A 17,905-nucleotide genomic window follows, 5' to 3' on the forward strand; every position below is an offset into this window, starting at 1 on the left:
TCATAAAAATGAAGCGGTTTTTTTGTATTGGAAAGATCAGAGAAGCCAATGCAGAATTCAGTTGTGATATTGATGAAGAAATTTGTGATATTCGTGTTTAATAACGGGATTTAGAGTCAACGTTTCTTTTCGTTTTGCTCTGTAAAGATGTAAATATTATAAAAAAAGCTGCTTCATTTCTGAAGCAGCTTTCGTATTATTGATGCTCAATAATTAGAATTTAATTACAGATTTCATTCTTTCGTTTTCTTCCATTACCAACTCGTCATCTACAAGGATTTTCCCGGAATGCTCGTCAATAATGATTTTCTTTCTCTGAGCAATTTCCATTTGCTTTTGAGGCGGAATCGTGAAGAAAGATCCTTTTGGAGCTCCTCTTTCTAATCCTACTACAGCAAGACCGTTGATAGAGTTTGTTCTGATTCTGTTGTAAGAAGCCAATAATCTTTCGTCAATTTTACCGGCGAATTCTTTAGACTGCTCTAAAAGATATTCTTCTTCTTTCTGAGTTTCAGAGATCAAACCATCCAATTCTTCTTTCTTGAATTTCAGGTGATTTTTCAAATCATTGATCTTTTCATTCAGTTCGCTTAAAGTTTCGTTTTTATGAGCAATTTTAGCTCCGAATTCTTTAATTCTTTTTTCAGCAAGCTGAATTTCCAGATCCTGGAATTCGATTTCTTTTCCTAATGCTTCAAACTCTTTATTGTTTCTTACATTATCCTGCTGAGATTTGTATTTCTCAATTAAAGTTTTAGCATGGTTAATCACTTCATACTTCGTTTTGATCTGATCTTCCTGATCTTTGATATCTGTATGAAATTTTTCAGCTCTTTTTTCAAGACCTTCGATCTCGATTTCAAGATCTTCAACTTCAATTGGCAATTCTCCTCTAGTATTTCGGATTTCATCCAATCTTGAATCAATGATCTGTAAATCGTATAAAGCTCTTAATTTTTCTTCAACTGAAATATCGTTGGTTTTTGCCATATTTAAATGAAATAATTTACTGGGTTTGTTTTTTCAATAGATTTTGAAATTGCAAATGTACTAAATTTTTGTGATAAAATTTCAAATAATTGTTGACTTACAAATTGTTCTGATTCATAATGTCCTATATCGCAAATCAGCATTTTAGACTCAGCTAAAAAATAGTCATGGTATTTAAGATCTCCCGTAAGATAAGCATCACATTTTTGGGCAGCTGCAGATCGTATCCCGCTGGCTCCGGAACCTCCGAGAACGCCCACTCTTTTGATTTTTTTGTTATTAAAAGACGAATGTTTTATCACTTCAAGCCCAAATTTTTCTTTTACAAGCCTCAAGAAATCCCTTTCGTCCATTTCTTCTTCCAGCTCACCATACATTCCCAGTCCTGCGTGATGGTTCCTGTTATCCAGACTGTACACCTGATACGCTACTTCTTCATAAGGATGAGCCGCTTTCATCATACCAATGATCTTCCCTTCCTTATATCCTTCAAATATTACGGAGATCATATCCTCATCAGCCTTTTCACGGACATTCTGCTGTCCGGAGAACGGGTTCGAGCCTTCTGTTGGGCGGAAAGTCCCGTTTCCATTCACGGTAAAGCTGCATTCATCATAAAATCCGATATTTCCTGCTCCGGCTGAGAACATGGCTTCTTTCACCTTTTCGGAATAGTCTTTCGGTACAAAAACCGTTAGCTGCTTTAGATTATTTTCTTTCGGCTGAAGAATCTTCATATTCTTTAATCCCAACTGACGGCAAATACCATGATTAACTCCAAAGAAATCATTGTCAAATGCCGTGTGAATGGCATAAATGGCAATTTTATTTTCTATAGCTTTTAAAACGGCTCTTTCTACATAGTTTTTCCCTGTCAAAGATTTTAATCCGGAAAATATAATAGGATGAAAACATACAATAAGATTACAGTTTTTCTCTACTGCCTCATCTACTACATTTTCCAACGCGTCATGGCAAACCAGAATTCCACTGACGTTACGACCGGGAACTCCGCACAGCAATCCCACATTATCAAAATCTTCTGCCTGCTGTAAAGGTATACGGTTCTCTATTTTTGATATTACTTCGCTTATTGTCATTTTATTCTGTATGTTTGCTACGAAAATAACGATAATTTGTTAATTTAAAAAAAACATTCTAAATGGAAAGAGAACATAATCTTGTTCCTGAAGATACGCTCTGGAAAAGATTTCTTTACAGGATTATCTACCGTTCCGACACCAGACTCGGAAAGTTGTTTGATATCATCTTATTATCTCTGATCCTGGCAAGCACCGCCATTATTATGATGGAAAGCGTACCCAAGCTCGATAAAAGGTTTCATTATATATTCCTTATTCTTGAGTGGATCATTTCCATTTTTTTCACTGCAGAATACTGGATGCGTATCAGCGTGGTAAAAAACAAAAAAAGTTATATTTTCAGCTTTTTCGGGATCATCGATTTCCTTGCTTTAGTCCCATTTTATCTGAGCTTCTTTTTTCCTGTCACCAAATACTTCCTGATCTTCAGAATGCTGAGAATGCTGAGAATCTTCAGGATTTTCAACCTTCTTGATTTTATGAATGATGGCTATCTCATCGTTCGTGCCCTGAAGAACAGCTCAAGGAAAATCTATATATTCCTTTTGTTCCTCATTATCTTCTCCGTCATTGTTGGCTCTCTCATGTTTATGGTAGAGGGAGGCAGACAGGGTTTTGAAACGATACCGCAATCTATTTACTGGGCTGTCGTAACGGTAACAACCGTAGGCTATGGGGATGTTTCCCCTATTACTCCCATGGGAAAGTTTTTCGCCGTAATTCTGATGCTGGCAGGTTATTCCATTATTGCAGTTCCTACCGGGATCGTAACAGCAGAAATGCGGAACAAAAGACAAAACCTGGAAAAGGTATGCGACCGCTGCGGTAATGAGGATATTGATGATGATGCAAGATACTGTAAACAGTGTGGCAAGAAATTAGCTTGATAATTGATATAAGTGTAATCTATTCACCAAATACCACAAAATCATGGAACCAAAAAAGAAAAACAAACCGAATAGTTTAGTCATCATTCTTTTTGCACTCATCGTGCTAATGATCATCATTTACTTTATATTAGCAATGTTCTTCCCCAGCATTTTTGACCTTATGAATACGGGAGACATACAACCTGTACCTGATAAATAATGAGTGATGAATAATAATACGTAAAAATTAATATAAAGATGAGTGAAGACATTTCATTCATCTTTATCTTTTTACAAAAAAAGACGGATCAAATAATCCGTCTTCTTAATTTTCCGTAAGTGATTAATTATTTCTTAATAACTTTCACAGTCTGTCTTGATCCATCCTTCATCTCTAAGTTCACAATATACATACCTTGTTTCAGGTCATTTAAATATATTGTTGAACCCGGATTTGCAATGGTTTTCACTAACCTTCCTGAAGCATCCGTTACTGAGATATTCTTCACATTTTTACTATCAGAAATATTCAGCACGTCGGTAAACGGATTCGGATATAATTTAATCTCATTTTTCTTTTGAGAAACTTCCGATACGGCCAGATTCAAATCACTGATACTGATGTCATCAAGGTATAGGCTCGCCTGATCAGCATCTGAATAAGCATTAAATCCAAAATAATAAACACCGGTTGAAGGAACCGTAAACGTTAAAGTTTCCGTATGTGCAGTTTCATCGTTGATCGATGGATAATCCGCTATCGGATTGATCATTGCATCTGAAGTGGCAGAAGCTCCGAAAGCGACCTTCAATTTTTCAGTATATGATGTTGAATTATTTCCATATCTGTAGCTGATGGTATATTGTACCCCTGCCGTCAGATTCAAGCCCTGGGTAAAGAACCATGCGTCTGCAGGATCAGCATAATCATACGAATAGCTCAACACATTTGTTGGAAATCCCTGATTTCCAAAAGGTGCAGGTGCTGTTTCCCAGTTATTCCCTGATCCCATATTGGCACTTGTAGTACAGCCAGGAAGTTCCGGAGTCGAAACATTTTCAAAATCCACAACATAAGGAAGGTTTGTACTTGTACATGCAGTAGTAAATGCAGCAGGATCACTCCAGGCACTTGCATCAGTAGTACTGCATACAGATCTTACCCATACATAATAAGGAGTGGAAGGTGATAAACCAGGTATATCATAAGTAGTCGCAGTAATGCCTGTGAAATTAGGAGTACTGGCTGCTGTAGGAGGTGTACTGGTTGTACTGTAATAGATATCATATCCATTGGCAGGAACAGGATTCGCAGCTGTCCAGGAAACCGTAGTCCCGTTTATTGTTGTGTTTGAAATCGCTACTGCATTAGGTTCACTACAAGTAGGGGTTACATCTACTTTAATATCATCAACATACAACTGATTCATATCTGCATCAGAGTATGCATTAAAGCCAATATAATACACTCCTGTAGTGGCAGGAGTAAAATCCACGAAATTATTTGTAGCTGTACTTATAACAATATCCGGATGATCGGCTAATGTATTGGTCATTCCTGCACCCGTTGCCGAAGTACCATATGCTACTTTTAATTTTTCAGGATAGACTGTAGTTCCCGGTGAATTAGCATATTTGTATTTAACTCTATAGCTAACTCCCGCAGTAAGATTGATACCTGGAGTAAAAAACCAGGCATTTGCAAGCTCTGAATAATGGTATGAATAATTAAGCACATTGCCTGTAAATCCATAATCATCATAATCATAAGTTTCCCATTCATTTCCTGTACCATCATTCACAACCATTGTACAAAGTGGCAGATTAGGTTCGGTTACACTTTCAAAATCCTGCACATAAGGTACATTCACGGTACTACACGCTGTAGTAAATGTTGTCTTTTGGGACCATGCACTCTTATCTGTAGTACTGCATACCGAACGTACCCATACGTTATAGACGGTAGCCGCTGTAAGCAACGATAAATCGGTACTCAGTGTGCTACTGCTTCCTGAAGCAACTGTAGCCGCAGTAGGAAATGTACCGGATGTGGAATAATAATATTCATACCCGCTACCCGGAGCAGATGACGGAGCTGTCCATGAAATCTGAGCTGAATCCGTCGTAATTACTGATACACTTAAACCGCCTGGTGCAAAACAGCTGGGAGCCGCCCCAATAACTACCGTATAATCATGCGCTTCACCATAGCCATCTGTATTACAAGGAATTGGATCATCCGAATATCGGTCTGCCACCCTCATTCTATAGGTACCAGGTGTAACGGTAACAGGAATGCTTATGGTCCCTGAAGTTATATTATCCCCACCCACTTCAGTACTGCTGGCGGAAGCAACAAGCTCGGAATTGGTATCATCAAAAGTTCCATCATTATTAAAATCTATCCAGATACGTACATTTTGGCTGCTGTAATCATGGGTAACGGAAAAGTCATAATTTAATCCGGCATTCATATTAATGGTCATAGAAGTATAGTCCCCATATGCTCCTGAAGAACAGCCTGTATCCTGATGATCAAATCCAGCTGCCGGAATCGTAAAAGAATCAATTACATCTCCAAAACTACATCCGCTGCCGAACGCTGGCGTACAATAACTTTGCGCAAAAGAAAAAACGCCTACCGCTAAAAAGCTCACAAGTAAAATATTTTTCATATAAAATAGTATTAGTTACCCAAAACTAACAAAATATCATAATAAAAACATTAAAAAATTAAACAAAATTCACTAAAAAAAGAAATTTAATCAACGAACCACAAAACCAACACCTCATTGATCATTAACAGGATTATCAGCCTTTAAGATTGGCCAATAAAAAAGAGGCTCCCTTATGCAAAGGAAGCCTCTCTTTATTTTTTAGCTAAAGAATTTTATTTCTTAATGGCCTTAACGGTTTGCTTAGTTCCGTCTTTCATATTCAGAATTACTAAATACATTCCTTCTTTTAAGTCTCTCAACTGAAGTGTAGAGTAAGGATCTTCGATCGTTTTCACCAATCTTCCTGTAAGGTCAACTACTGAAACTGATTTTACTTTAGAAGCATCAGAAATATTCACAACGTCTGTAAACGGATTTGGATAAATTTTGATCTCTTTTACTTTTTCTTTTGACACCTCAGAAGTTGCCAACATATTAGTAGTGGTAATGTTTATATTAAAGTTTCCTTCTGTAGAATCTGAGGTACCGCTATAATAGGCAACATTTACATAGTAATCGGTTCCTGCCACAGAGGTAAATGTATACGTTTCAATAGCACCTGTGCTTGAATAATCACTATCTGCACTTCCTACGCAAGTAAGGGCATCGCAGCTTCCGGTATATACTGATACTTTATGATCCCAGCTGTTTGTAGTAGTAGCTTTTACGGTAATATCACCTCCATCTCCTGTAAACTTAAACCACAGTCCGTCATTAGAGCCTGTACCACAAGCTAAAACGAATCCTGAACCATTTGTAGAACCCGCTCCATCAGTCTGAGAATATGAGTAAGGGAAAGATGATGCTACCAACGCACCTAAACAGTTATCATTTACCGGCGCCGCTACACTATTTACAGTGAATGATCTTTCTGTACAACCTGATGAAGTATTAGTATTAACGGTATAGTAATATTTGGTACCTAATGTTAGAGGAATTGTAAAAGTATAGGAAGTAACATTACCTACATTCACATTATTCATAATATCAGATCCTCCTGCAGTAGTTCCGACTGTTAAAGTATAATAAGTTGCTGTTGAAATAGCGTTCCACTTGATCGTCGGTGTTACAGGCTGGAGTGTCGCCGAAGCCGCAGGGTAAGTAACTACAGGACAAGCTCCCTGTGTTGTAAAGCTTCTTTCAGAGCAAGCAGTACCTGACGTAGCTCCGGCATAACCAGTTACTGTATAATAATATTTTGTGCTAAATGCCAGAGGTGTAGAAAGTGTATAGGAAACAACGTTACCCACATCTACATTATTCATAATATCTGTACCTCCTGCAGTAGTACCCATTGAAATTCTGTATCCCGTAGCTCCTGTGATCGCTCCCCAAGTGATAGTTGGTGTAATAGAAACATTCGTTGCACTCGCTGTAGGTGCTGTAACTGACGGGCACAGCGTTGCTGTTGTAAAGCTTCTTTCACTACAGCCGGAAGAGTTTAACGTAGCATTATACGAATTAATTGTATAATAATATTTCGTATTAAAGTTCAGAGGAGTATTATAAGTATAGGTTGTTACATTTCCTACATCAAAATTATCTAAAATGTCTGAACCTCCTGCAGTTGTTCCTATGCTTATCTTATAACCTGTAGCATCTGCTGCTGCTGACCAGGTAAATGTAGGAGTTATCGAAACCCCAGTAGCAGATGCCGATGGTGCAGAAACTGACGGACAAGGAATATTTCTTGTTGTAAAGCTTCTTTCCGTACATCCCGTTGCCACACCTGCAGCATTTTTAGGAGAAACAGTAAGATAATATGTGGTAAGATAAGACAATTGCGAAGCTACAGGTATAGTATAACTTGTAACCAAGCCTACATCTACACCATTCATAACATCTGTACCTCCCGGTGTAGTTCCAAGACTCACCAAGTATGATGTAGCACCGTCCGCTGCTGACCAAGTCAGTGCAGGAGTTATCGAAACCCCTGTAGCACCTGCTGTAGGAGCGGATATTGTATTACATGCCGGAGCGGAAGCCGGTACCAACCCCAAAATCTGCATTACAGCTCTAGTTCCTACTCTTGATCCTGTAATAGTAGGGTTTGCAGGATCCGGATTTGTATTGTCATTTCTGTAATAGAGAGTAGAGTTTGATGCTACTGAATATTTATAGAAATATTCGGTGGATCCGCCAGCAGTATCGTAATCATCTTTATTTTCATCTATAGCAACCACAAGGTTATCCACATTATTATAAGCAAAAGGTGTGGTAAACGTAATTTCCACAACACCGCTATTATTGGTTACCGTACCTGCAAATACCTCTGTCAGGGAAGACAAAGGTATCCATGAAGTCGTAGATGCAAATGTATCATCAGAGGTATGCCCCAGATAAACTATAATTTCATCAGAATTTAGTAAAGTTCTGGAGCTTCCAAGAAAGAACTTCAATCCTGTAATATTGCCGGCACTTGTATTCAGTTCTGATTTCTTAATAATCTGCTGGCAGTAAGAAAACTTATAATAGTTACTCCATGGCACAGCCTCGGAGCTACCGCTTGTGGATGTTCCACTTCCTAATTGTAACTGTGCAGAGATCCCTATGCCAAGGATCATCAGACACGATAGTAGAAATTTTTTCATAAATAGTAAATAACAATAATTAGGTGGTAAATGTATAAATATTAATTCAAATATTAAAAAATATCATAAATTATTAAACAAAACAAAATAAAAGAATCATAATATTAAGACAAATTCAAACACTTATTTAATTTTAACATTTATTTCATAATTTGATGAAAAATATATAAAAAATTGAAATACAGTATATTATATAAAATAATTTACAAAATAAATTCTTGAAAATTTTACTATTTAACATAAAAAAATTAGTAAAATTTTATAGTATTCTTCATGATAATAAAACAAAAAAGCGACTCAAAAAGCCGCTTTTTAAACTGATGTTTAATTTTGTTTTTTAATTCAGATAGAACTCATATTTATTGAGCAATTGAATTTCTTTGATAAGATCTCCGTTCAGATCTACAGAATGCTTCATAGACTGAACTTCAATATGAGAATCATCTTCAATATTTTTAATAAAGAACTTCAGCTTCTGGTTTCCTTTATTCCTGTCAAGAACTTTTCTGAAAAAGTCAAGATCCTCAGGCCTTACATCCATAACATCCATCACCAAAGAAATACTTTTCGCAAATCTTTCAAAAGCCTCCTGAAGCTCTATTACATCGTTTACATTCACAAAGACTCTTCCATCTTTTACCTGAGCAAACTTAATTTTAAAAATAACAAACCTCTGAACCTCAAGCTTTTCCTTCAGCCTCATATAATCCCTGTCTCCCAGCCTGAATGAATAAGAACCTGAATAATCTTCCAGTGTAACAAAAGCTACCTTCTCACCACTTCTGAAGCCATCCTGAACTCTGTATTCCGTGATCAGGCCGGCTACCGTATATTCTTTTCCTCCGCCACCGTTCTCTCTTTCTTTCTGAAGGGTTTTCCAGTCTTTCTTTTTTTCTTCAAATAACTCTGCCTGCTTATTGGCAAAAGCCTGTTCTTTGTAGGCATCAACCTCATCAAGGTTCAGGAACAAAAAGTTCCCTCTAGGTTCTGCTTTTTTTGTTACCTCTTCCACAATTTCCTCATCTCCTACAGAAAGCTCATCAGATACGATCTCTATAAGATCAACCGTTTCATCCTGTGCATCCTGTTCCAGAACCGGAGCTTCATCCGTCACAATCTTTTCTTCATCTTCTTTTTCCAGAACCGCTTTCTTTGAAAGCTGCCCCTGCATAAACTGGAACTGATATTTGAATTCATCCAACGGATGTGCTGAAAGATAGAAGCCAATAATTTCCTTTTCCTTATTCAATTTATGCATATTCGGCCATTCCGGGCATGGTGCTAGTTTCGGTTGCTCGATCTGAACTTCTTCTGCAAAATCCGCAAATAAAGAATGCTCCATCTCGTTCTTGCTTTCCTGGAAGCTTTGTCCATATCTGATCAGTCTTTCCAGATTGGTTTTACCCGCCATATCAATATCAAAATACTGCCCTCTGTGAAACGTATCCAGTTCATCGAAAGCCCCAGCCAGCACTAAACTCTCGGCGACTCTTTTATTCATCTGGGAAGGCAATATCCTTTCGAAGAAATCGTAAATATTTTTAAATCTTCCGTTTTCCCTCTCTTTTGTGATCGCTTCACTCGGCCCTTCCCCGATCCCTTTAATCGCTCCCAGTCCGAAACGGATCTGGCCTTTTTCGTTTACCGAGAATTTATATTGAGATTCATTGACATCCGGTCCTAATACATCAACTCCCATACTCTTACAATCTTCCATGAACATCGTAATAGAATCAGTATTGTTAATGTTATTACTCATCACACTTGCCATATATTCTGCCGGATAGTTGGCTTTCAAATACGCAGTCTGATAGGCAATGAATGCATAGCAGGTAGAGTGAGATTTGTTGAAAGCATATTCTGCGAAGGCTTTCCAGTCATTCCAGATTTTTTCGAGCCTCTCTTCATTCAGATTATTCTTTCTTCCTCCTTCAATGAATTTAGGGTACATTTTATTCAGAACATCGATCTGCTTTTTACCCATCGCTTTTCTCAGCGTATCGGCTTCACCTTTCGTAAAGTTGGCCAGCTTTTGGGATAAAAGCATTACCTGCTCCTGATAAACGGTAATTCCGTATGTTTCCTTTAAATATTCTTCTGTTTCCGGTAAGTCATAAACAATCTCCTCAATACCATGCTTTCTGTTGATGAAATTTGGAATATACTTGATCGGGCCTGGACGGTACAATGCATTCATCGCAATAAGATCGGCAAAAACCGTAGGCTTAAGCTCTCTCATGTATTTTTGCATCCCGGGACTTTCATACTGGAAAATCCCAACCGTTCTTCCTTCTTTAAACAGCTGATAGGTTTTAGCATCATCCAGCGGAATAAGATCCGGGTCAATATCCACCCCATATCTTGCCTTCACAAGCTTCAAAGCATCTTTAATGATCGTCAGAGTCCTCAGTCCCAGGAAGTCCATCTTCAGAAGTCCTGCGCTTTCCGCTACCGAGTTGTCAAACTGTGAAACCAGAATATCGGCATCCTTTGCAGCAATGGTTACGGGAACCAGATTACTTACATCCTCAGGAGTAATAATTACCCCACAGGCATGAATTCCCGTATTCCTGATACAGCCTTCCATCTTCTTTGCGCTTGCAAGCACTCCATGACGGGCATCATCCGGACTTTCAAGAACATATCTCATCTCATCGACAAGCATCTGCTCTTCAGGCTTTAACTTATCATATTTTGCCAAAGCTTTTGCAATATTCATCCCTGGTGTGGAAGGAATCAGCTTGGCAATATTATTCGTATCGGGGATCGGAACATCCAATACCCTTCCGGCATCCTTGATCGCAGATTTCCCACCAAGAACCGAGTAGGTAATAATCTGAGCCACCTGGCTCTGACCATATTTTTCAATTACCCATTTAATGACCCTGTCTCTACCCTCATCATCAAAGTCAATATCAATATCGGGCATGGATACCCTTTCCGGGTTCAGGAATCTCTCAAAAAGGAGATCGTATTTAATAGGGTCTACATTGGTAATTCCGATACAGTACGCCACAGCAGATCCGGCAGCAGATCCCCTTCCGGGACCTACCCAAACTCCCATTTTACGGGCTTCATTACAGAAATCCTGTACGATAAGGAAGTACCCGGGATATCCGGTATTGGCAATGACTTCCAGCTCAAAGTCAAGACGTTCTTTAATGTCAGCAGTAATACCATCTTCACCATACCTTCTTCTTGCCCCTTCGTAAGTAAGATGTGTAAGATACGCCATCTCTCCTCTTTTTCCTCCGTCTACCTCATCTTCCGCATGGATAAACTCTTCAGGAATATCAAACTTAGGAAGAAGTACATCTCTCTTCAGAGTATAAGGCTTAAATTTTGCGGTGAACTCCTCATAGGCATCAAAGGCATCAGGATACGCAAGAAAAGCTTCCTTTATTTCATCCGAATTTTTGATATAATATTCTCCTGTTACCAGTCCTCTTCTTTTGCCAAAACCTTTTCCAATGGGCGTTGTCAGCTTCTCTCCATCTTTGATACAGCTTACAATATCCTGGATATTGGCATCGTCTTTATTGGTGTAAAAAGTCTCATTCTGGGCTAAAATCTTAACATTATATTTATCTGCCAGATACAGAAGTACCTCATTCAAATGTTCTTCTTCCGGCAGTTGATGATTTTGAAGCTGTACATAGAAATCATCTTCAAAGGTGTCTTTCCACCATTTGAACAGCTCCTCCCCTTTCTGTTCACCGGTATTTAAGATCGCATCAGGAATATCTCCGTGGATTCCGGAAGTCAATGCGATCACTCCTTCTTTATACTGGGCGATCAGTTCACGGCTTATCCTTGGAACCCCAAAGTAGAAACCCTTGAGGAATCCGATGCTTGAAAGTTTTGCCAGATTTTTATATCCGTTAAAGTCTTTCGCCAAAAGTACTACCTGTGTCCTTTTGTCGGGATCATCTTTGGTAAACTGCTTCTGCTCATAACGGTCTGAAATATAAAACTCACATCCCACTACAGGAATTAACGGTTCAGAAACAGGCTCCACTTCATTGAACTCTGTTCCGTTCTCTTCTGCTTCCTGCTTTTTGGCTAAATATTCTTTATGTTTTTTTGCTCTGTCTCCGTTTGCTCCTTCTACTGCAGAAACGAACTTGAAAGCCCCCATCATGTTTCCGAGATCCACCATTCCGACAGCCGGGAAATTTTCTTCAGTAGCTTTTCTGATCAGATCATTGATGCTGGAAGTAGCCGTCAGCGTTGAGAAAACACTGTGATTATTAAAATTGAAATATTTACCTATATCAATTTCATCAATGCTTCCAAAATCCTGCTGTTTTTTCTTATTATGAAAATCAGCAACCTGTCTCCGGATAACAATTCCGAAAGGTTTGATCGGATCAGGATAAAGGCTTTTGAAATACGCTAGCTGATCTTCGGAAATCTTTAATGTTTCTGCAGGAACCACTCCAATCCTCATCATTTCAAAGAAAACCTGAGCAGTAGCATTTACGTCGGCTGCAGCGTTATGGGCTTCATCAAACTTATTTCCGTATAATTTTTCATAAAGTTCTTCAAGTTTCGGAGGTTTAAATCTGCCTCCCCGTCCTCCTCCAAGCTGGCAAAAGTCCGTTCCCAGGATCATTGTATCTGCTCTGGGCTTTTCCTGAAGATTATCTTTCATATTTTTTCTGTAAAATTCTGCTCCTACGATATTGTAGTCGAACTCTACATTGTGCCCGGAAACCACTCTTACCTTTTCCAGGACTTTGGAAAACTCTTCTAAGATCTCCTGCAGATCGCGTCCTTCTTCATTGGCAATCTTCGTTGTGATCCCGTGAATCCTGGCCGCGTTGAAGGGAATATCATATCCTTCAGGCTTTATAATATAATCCTGATTTTCAATCAAGTTCCCATCATCATCGTGCACTTGCCATGCAATCTGAACCATTCTTGGCCAGTTATCCGAATCTGAAAGCGGAGCGTTGAAATTTTTTGGTAGACCTGTTGTTTCTGTGTCAAAAATTAAATACATATAATTTTCTAACTTTTTTATAAAAAAGAGAATGTAAAGTTACTTCATTTTTTCCAATTATAGCTTATACCAAATATAAAGAACTAACCATATTTACGACCACAAAATTGTTACATTTTATAAAAATAATAAACCATTCAACCAACTATAAAATAAAATATTAAAATATTATTGAAAAAATTAGAATTATTTACCGAAACTATCTAATTGTCAGTTTTTTGCTATAAATTTGACTAACTATATTTTTTTATAATTTATTACTCAAAATGAAGAAACAATTACTTTTACTCAGTACTTTAGTCATTACATTAGCAAGTGCTCAAAATAACGAAGAATTAATTAGAAAGTTCGAACGACAAAGAATAGACAACAATGAGAGGCTTGATGCTTATGTGTCAAAACAATATGGTTCTGACAAAACTCCTGAAGTTTTAAAAGAGATTGAAAAGCAAAGAACCAATCTGGCAGGATTTTTACCTGATAATAAGCCGTATTTTTTTCAAGCCCATGACATGGATCAGATTAAAAACTCCAATTCTGATTTTTTACAGGGAGGAAATATTACAGGTTTAACAGGATCTTTTAATGGAGAAGGCATTAAATTTTCCATTTTTGATGGCAGTACCTCATCAAACGTTGCAAGAGTATTTGCAGATCATGTCTTTTTTAACAACCTCCCTAACAGGATAACAAATAAAGAAAACAGCAATGTCAATTATGGCGATCACGCAACAGCTGTTTCCAGCTTTATAGGGGCAAAAGATTATCCATACACCGTAACATTTACGAACGGTACAACAAGAGAGGTTAATTTCAAAGGTATTGCACCAAATTCTACGATAGACGCCTATGCTTTTGGAGCTTCTGTTTTGGATGGTGAGACTACCCAAAGCACCGTTTTTCAAAAAATTGTAAAAGCACAACCCAATATTTCCAACCATTCCTATGGAAGCAATCAGGGATGGGCAGATCCTCAACTGATTAATAATGAACCTGCATGGGTATGGAACGGAGCGTTTTCAAGCCCTAACACTACGTTTGACGCTCAGGGAACGTATCACACAAACGACCGTGATTATGACCAGATTGTATACAACAACCCTTCATATATCATAGTAAAATCTGCCGGAAACTCATTTGGAAACGGACCTAGTGCAACCACAAGCACTTATAAAAAATATTACAAAAATAGTGCAGGCAACCTTGTGGAATTCGCAGCAACTGACACTCTGCCTCCTAATAATTGCGCACAGGGGTATGACTGTATAGGAATTGGCTCCCTAGGGAAAAATATTATTGTTGTAGCTGCTGCGGATAGAATTACGACTAATGACGGAAGATATGCTAATTCTTCAGATGTCATTCATTCCAGCTACAGTAGTGCAGGGCCAAGGGATGACGGAGGCATCAAGCCGGACATTACAGCTGTAGGAACAAGTGTTGCCAGTGCCTGGACTGATAATACCTCTACGGGAGGAAGTAAAATTGACATAGGAAATGGCACCTCTTATTCAGCTCCTGTAGTAACTGGTATTATTGGACTTTGGACACAGATTAATAAACAGCTATTTGGAGGCAACCTATTAAATGCGGCTTCAGCAAAAACCTTAATGGTTCATTCAGCAAAAGAAGCAGGTAATATAGGTCCTGATCCACAATTCGGATGGGGCTTTATTGATGCTAAAAAAGGAGCCGAGCTTCTTGTAGGAAAATCCAACAACAGTATCATTTTTAATGATGAAACGTTAAATAGTGGAGTTGCCAATATAAAAACAGTAAAAGCATCAGGTTCAGAACCGTTAAAAGTAACAATATCCTGGGTAGATCCTGAATTTACAAACTTTACCAATCAGTGGAACAATATTTACAATAACAGAAATTCAAAGCTGATTAATGATCTGGATCTGAAAATTACAGACACCACTACAAACACGGTTTACTATCCATGGAAACTGGATGCCAGCAATCCAATGACCCCCGCAACCAAAGGAGATAATACAGTAGACAATGTAGAACAGGTTATAGTTGACGCTCCAACTGCCGGAAGAACTTATAAAATAGAGATCACCAATAAAGGGATATTAAAAAACAATTCAGGAGATAATGCACCGCAAAACTACTCTATCATCGTAACAGGATTTACCGAATTGCTTGGAACCAAAGAAACAGGATCAGCAGTATTGGATGGTATAGCAATCGCACCAACCATTGTAAAAGACATCACCAATATACTGAAAGCACCTAAAAAGTCTATATACAATGTATATGATCTTTCAGGTAAAAAACTACAAAGTGGTACTATCAACAACGATAAAGAACCAATAGATTTATCCGCTAACACAAAAGGAATTTACATCATTGAAATAAAAACAGACAAAGATGTTATTTCTAAAAAAGTGATCAAGGAATAACCTGCATATCCAAAGATTTTACACAAAATACTAACAGTTGTTAGTATTTTGTTTTTTTATGTATATTTGCTTCCTATGGAAAATATACTTCACGAAAAAGTTTCTCAGGATATTTTACTTAAAGCGTACAATCATATGATGCTGGCGAAAGCAATGGCTGACATTTATGAAGAAAACAGAAATGTATGTAAATACGTTCACAGCACTTCAAGAGGTCACGAAGCCATCCAGCTGGCAACTGCTTACCAGCTCAAGAAAGAAGACTGGGTTTCTCCTTACTACAGAGATGAAAGCATTTTATTAGGAATGGGCTTTGAGCCTTATCAGCTAATGCTTCAGTTACTGGCAAAAGCTGACGATCCTTTTTCCAGTGGAAGATCCTATTATTCGCATCCTTCAAGCAGGGATGAGAACAAGCCGAAGATCATTCATCAAAGTTCCGCTACAGGAATGCAGACCATCCCTACGACAGGAGTTGCACAGGGGATAAAATACATTCAGGAATTTAATCTTCAGAATTTTGAGAATAATCCTGTTGTAGTTTGCAGCCTTGGAGATAACTCCGTAACTGAAGGTGAAGTGAGTGAAGCTTTACAATTTGCAGCACTGCATCAGCTTCCTATTATTTTCCTTGTACAGGACAACGAATGGGGAATTTCCGTAACGAAAGATGAGGCCAGAACCTGTGACGCCTATGATTTTGTGGCTGGATTTACAGGTCTGAGCAGAATGAGAGTGGACGGAACGGACTTCGTAGAAAGCTTTGAGGCAATGAAAAAAGCTGTTGATTTTGTAAGAACAGAAAGAAAGCCTCTGGTTGTCTGTGCAAAAACCGTATTGATCGGCCACCACACTTCAGGAGTAAGAAGAGAATTCTATAGAGATGAGGAAGATCTAACTAAACATAGAGCTAAAGATCCGGGAGAGATCCTTAGAAAACATTTGCTGGAAGCAGGTATTGATGAAGATCTTTTGAAGCAAATCACAAAAAAAGCACGTCTTGAAGCAGAAGAGGCTTTTGAAAAGGCCAAAAATGCTGAAGATCCAAAACCTGAAACCGTAATGCAGCATGTTTTTGCTCCTACTCCGATTACGGAGGAAGCGGGAACACGTGAACCGGCTGACGGAGAGAAGATCGTAATGGTGGATGCTGCTATCCATGCCATACAGGAACTGATGTGGAAGCACCCTGAAGCCCTTCTTTACGGCCAGGATGTAGGGGAAAGAATCGGCGGTGTTTTCCGTGAAACAGTTACGTTAGGAAAAAAATTCGGAAGCAAGAGAGTGTTCAACACGGCCATTCAGGAAGCTTATATTATCGGCTCTACTGCCGGAATGAGCGCTGTAGGGCTAAAACCGATCGTTGAAGTTCAGTTTGCCGATTATATTTATCCGGGGATCAACCAGCTGATTACAGAAATTTCAAAATCAAATTATCTGAGTGGCGGAAAATACCCTGTCAGCAACATCATCCGGGTTCCAATCGGAGCTTATGGCGGTGGTGGTCCTTATCACAGCGGCAGTGTTGAAAGTATTTTAGCCAATATAAAAGGGATTAAAATAGCATATCCAAGCAATGCTGCGGATTTCAAAGGCCTGCTAAAAGCAGCTTATTATGATCCTAACCCGGTAATTATGCTGGAACACAAAGGGTTGTACTGGAGTAAAGTTCCGGGAACTGAAGATGCCAAAACAATAGAGCCGGCTGAAGATTACGTTCTTCCGTTCGGAAAAGGAAAAGTAGTCATTGAAGCTGACAAGCATGAAACAGAGAAAGGAAGAACCTTATTGGTGGTTACCTATGGAATGGGTGTTTATTGGGCTAAAGAAGCAGCTAAACAGTTTGACGGAAGAATTGAAGTGATCGATTTAAGAACTTTAATTCCATTGGATGAGGAGCTTGTTTTTGAAAGAGTGAAAGCTCATGGAAAGTGTATCGTTCTGACCGAAGAACAGCTTAACAACTCTTTTGCAGAAGCATTTGCACACCGCATCTCTAAAAACTGTTTCAAATATCTGGATGCTCCTGTAGAAACAATGGGTTCTCTGGACGTTCCTGCTGTTCCTATCAACCTGGTACTGGAAAAAGAAATGCTTCCGAATGCTGAGAAGCTTTCCAGAAAAATCGAAGAAATCTTGAAATATTAAATTTCTATAAATTATTAAAACCTCTAAATTTTTTAGAGGTTTTTTTATGCGTTTTTTTTACTAATTTTATT

General features: G+C 38.4%; 8 protein-coding genes. 3 read left to right on the forward strand and 5 right to left on the reverse strand.

The features are described from left to right. Positions 1-213: 213 nt before the first annotated feature. Together AC4IF5_RS01630 and AC4IF5_RS01635 are read right to left on the reverse strand one after the other, a co-directional pair. A complete protein-coding gene (locus AC4IF5_RS01630; protein ID WP_490731041.1) occupies positions 214-990 on the reverse strand; it encodes a zinc ribbon domain-containing protein in 777 nt (258 codons plus the stop codon). A gap of 2 nt (positions 991-992) precedes the next feature. Further along, entirely contained in the window at positions 993-2,090 is a 1,098-nt protein-coding gene (locus tag AC4IF5_RS01635) for a Nif3-like dinuclear metal center hexameric protein (RefSeq protein WP_490731043.1), read from the reverse strand. 62 nt (positions 2,091-2,152) lie between these two features. On the opposite strand from AC4IF5_RS01635, the gene AC4IF5_RS01640 reads away from it, so the two are divergent. Further along, complete coding sequence (locus AC4IF5_RS01640; RefSeq protein WP_490731045.1) at positions 2,153-2,980, forward strand: ion transporter; 828 nt, start codon at positions 2,153-2,155, stop codon at positions 2,978-2,980. Positions 2,981-3,309: 329 nt separating this feature from the next. On the opposite strand, the gene AC4IF5_RS01645 is transcribed toward AC4IF5_RS01640, so the two are convergent. From AC4IF5_RS01645 to dnaE, 3 genes are all read right to left on the reverse strand, one after another. After that, positions 3,310-5,637 (reverse strand): GEVED domain-containing protein, encoded by a 2,328-nt coding sequence (locus AC4IF5_RS01645; protein WP_490731047.1) that lies wholly within the window; start codon positions 5,635-5,637, stop codon positions 3,310-3,312. Positions 5,638-5,852: 215 nt separating this feature from the next. Then, positions 5,853-8,270, reverse strand: coding sequence for a T9SS type A sorting domain-containing protein (locus tag AC4IF5_RS01650; RefSeq protein ID WP_490731049.1), 2,418 nt, complete (start codon positions 8,268-8,270; stop codon positions 5,853-5,855). A 337-nt stretch (positions 8,271-8,607) separates the two neighbouring features. Further along, positions 8,608-13,275, reverse strand: coding sequence for a DNA polymerase III subunit alpha (gene dnaE, locus AC4IF5_RS01655; protein ID WP_490731051.1), 4,668 nt, complete (start codon positions 13,273-13,275; stop codon positions 8,608-8,610). A gap of 266 nt (positions 13,276-13,541) precedes the next feature. Here dnaE and AC4IF5_RS01660 point away from each other — a divergent pair, with 266 nt between their 5' ends. Both AC4IF5_RS01660 and AC4IF5_RS01665 read left to right on the forward strand, forming a co-directional pair. After that, positions 13,542-15,686, forward strand: a complete 2,145-nt coding sequence (locus tag AC4IF5_RS01660; protein ID WP_490731053.1) for a S8 family peptidase — start codon at positions 13,542-13,544, stop codon at positions 15,684-15,686. A gap of 75 nt (positions 15,687-15,761) precedes the next feature. Continuing rightward, positions 15,762-17,834: an alpha-ketoacid dehydrogenase subunit alpha/beta gene (locus AC4IF5_RS01665; protein WP_490731055.1), complete on the forward strand. Its 2,073-nt coding sequence runs from the start codon at positions 15,762-15,764 to the stop codon at positions 17,832-17,834. Positions 17,835-17,905 lie beyond the last annotated feature (71 nt).

The sequence above is a fragment of the Chryseobacterium sp. UF-290 genome, assembly GCF_058245615.1.

What these genes read in the sequence shown, in the direction of transcription:
- AC4IF5_RS01645 (WP_490731047.1), bottom strand. Translation starts at nt 5,637, where the DNA reads ATGAAAAATATTTTACTTGTGAGCTTTTTAGCGGTAGGCGTTTTTTCT.
- AC4IF5_RS01660 (WP_490731053.1), top strand. Translation starts at nt 13,542, where the DNA reads ATGAAGAAACAATTACTTTTACTCAGTACTTTAGTCATTACATTAGCA.
- dnaE (WP_490731051.1), bottom strand. Translation starts at nt 13,275, where the DNA reads ATGTATTTAATTTTTGACACAGAAACAACAGGTCTACCAAAAAATTTC.
- AC4IF5_RS01665 (WP_490731055.1), top strand. Translation starts at nt 15,762, where the DNA reads ATGGAAAATATACTTCACGAAAAAGTTTCTCAGGATATTTTACTTAAA.
- AC4IF5_RS01630 (WP_490731041.1), bottom strand. Translation starts at nt 990, where the DNA reads ATGGCAAAAACCAACGATATTTCAGTTGAAGAAAAATTAAGAGCTTTA.
- AC4IF5_RS01640 (WP_490731045.1), top strand. Translation starts at nt 2,153, where the DNA reads ATGGAAAGAGAACATAATCTTGTTCCTGAAGATACGCTCTGGAAAAGA.
- AC4IF5_RS01635 (WP_490731043.1), bottom strand. Translation starts at nt 2,090, where the DNA reads ATGACAATAAGCGAAGTAATATCAAAAATAGAGAACCGTATACCTTTA.
- AC4IF5_RS01650 (WP_490731049.1), bottom strand. Translation starts at nt 8,270, where the DNA reads ATGAAAAAATTTCTACTATCGTGTCTGATGATCCTTGGCATAGGGATC.